This is a genomic window from Salinibacterium sp. (genome assembly GCF_031364185.1).
Taxonomy (GTDB): Bacteria; Actinomycetota; Actinomycetes; order Actinomycetales; family Microbacteriaceae; genus Rhodoglobus.
In genome coordinates this window covers 1-2,231 of record NZ_JANLVV010000390.1, presented here as the reverse complement: position 1 = coordinate 2,231, position 2,231 = coordinate 1, and the positions used below count along the sequence as shown (strand labels likewise).

The following is a 2,231-nucleotide window of genomic DNA, read 5'->3' as shown; positions in this document are numbered from 1 at the left end:
TTTTCGCAGCTGCGCCAGATACAGCCGCAGATAGCCGGTGTCGGTCGTGTATTGGGGGCCCCACACCTCGGTCAGTAGCGTTTCACGAGTGACCAGCCGATCGTGGTTGCGGAGCAGCACGTCGAGCAAGCGCCACTCGGTGGGTGTCAGGCGAATGGATGCGCCGTCCCTCGTCACGACGCGGGCGGCGAGGTCGACCGTGACATCGCCGAAGGTCACCACCGGCTCGTCGGCGGCGGCCGGAGTGCGGCGTGAGAGCGCGCGGATGCGCGCCAGCAACTCGTCTGCGGAGAAGGGTTTCGTGACGTAGTCGTCAGCTCCCGCGTCGAGTGCCTCGACTTTGTCCCAGCTCTCGCTGCGACCTGAGACCACGAGCACTGGCACCGTACTCCAGCCACGAATGGCCTGGATGACCTCGATGCCGGTGAGCCCGGGCATCCCGAGATCGATGACGATGATGTCAGGGTGCGTCGCGATGGCGGCGTCGAGAGCGGTCTTGCCGTCGTGTGCCGTGACCACGTCGTACCCACGCGCCGTGAGGGTGATGCGCAGCGCTCTGAGCATCTGCGGGTCGTCGTCGGCGATCAGGAGCTTCATGCGCTGGCCGGGAGGTCGATGACCATGGTCAGCCCGCCGCCGGGGGTATCTTCGGCATCGATGGAGCCGCCCATCGCCTCGACGAAGCCCCTGGAGAGCGCGAGGCCGAGCCCGACACCCGTCGTGTTGTCCACGTCACCGAGTCGCTGGAATGCCACGAATACATCCTCTCGCCTTTCGGCGGGAATACCCGGCCCCGAGTCAATGATGCGCAATTGGACGCGGTCGCCAAACTCGCTCGTTGCAATCACCGGCGGGCTGCCGATGGGCGAGAACCTCAAAGCATTCGCGAGAAGGTTCACCACGGCGCGCTGGAGCAGCACGGGGTCGGCCTCTACGGGCCGCATGGCTCGAAGCTCTAACTCCACGTCTCCGGGGGCAAGCCCGATCTCGTCGAGGGCTCCGATGACGACCTCGTCGAGCGCTACCGCCGCCAGGGACACGCCGAGCACGCCCGCCTGGAGGCGGCTGGCGTCAAGGAGCTGTGTCACCAGGTCGGCCAGCGAGTCGAGGCTGACCTCAGCGGCTTCGAGCAGTTCGGCGCGGTCGGCGTCGCTCAGATCGACCTCGGTCGAGCGCAGGCCGGTGACCGCGGCCGTTGCCGCTGCGAGTGGACGACGAAGGTCATGGCCGACGGCGGCGAGCAGGGCCGTGCGCAGCCTGTCCGCTTCGGCCACGGGGCGCATGTGCTCGGCCTCGGAGCGTAGCTCGCGTTGCGTGAGGGCGGTTTCGATTTGCGAGAGGAAGGCGCCGAGGATTCGGCGGTCAGAGGCGGGCAGTTCGCGGCCACGCAGATGCAGGCTGGCGTGATCGCCCACCGGGAAGCTGGTCTCGGCATCCGCGTTTGCTGCCGCCGAGGCATCCAGTGCCGCATATAAGACGTCACCATGCGCACGCAGGGTGACGCTGGCCATACCAAACGATTCGCGCAGGCGAGACACCAACGCCTCGAGCGCATCCTGGCCACCGAGCACACTGCCAGCGATCGTGGCCAGCGTTTCTGACTCTGCCGCTGCTCGCGCCGCTGAGCGGGATCGCCGCGCGGCCTGGTCCACGACGACGCTCACCAATACGGCGACCACCACGAAGATCACCAGCGCGAGCAGATGAAGCGGCTCGGTTATGGTGATCGTGAACAGCGGATCGACGAAGTAGAAGTCGAGAAGGAAGCCCGCGGCGATGGCACTCACGACGGCAGGCCAGATTCCACCCACAAGCGCGATGACCACGACAGCAAGTTGAAACGCCAGGACATCGCTGGTGATCGACTCATCGCTGCGAACCGCACTGAGCGCGAGGGTCAGGAGCGGCAGGGCGATAAGAGCCAGCGCAAATCCGGCGATCCTGCGTCGCATCGACAGCGCCCCGCCGAGTGTAGGCAGGGCGCGGGAGCCGGCTTGGGAGTGGGAGACGATATGCACGTCGATATCACCGGCCTCGCGGATGACGGTGGCCGATGTCCCGGCACCGGTCACGAGTGTGCCCAGCCGACTTCGCCTGCTAACACCGACGACGAGTTGTGTCGCATCCACGCTCCGAGCGAAGTCCACGAGGGCGCGGGGGATCTGCTCGCCGACGACCTGGTGGTAGCTGCCACCGAGCGTCCCTACGAGTGCGCGCTGTGCCGCGAGCGC

General features: G+C 66.8%; 2 protein-coding genes. Both read right to left on the bottom strand.

Annotated elements, in window-relative coordinates:
• Positions 1-597: response regulator transcription factor (locus tag RMN95_RS16700; protein WP_309618031.1), on the bottom strand; the 597-nt coding region annotated here is incomplete at its 3' end.
• A partial coding sequence (locus RMN95_RS16695; protein WP_309618030.1) for a DUF4118 domain-containing protein occupies positions 594-2,231 on the bottom strand: 1,638 nt, incomplete at its 5' end. The genes RMN95_RS16695 and RMN95_RS16700, both read right to left, overlap by 4 nt.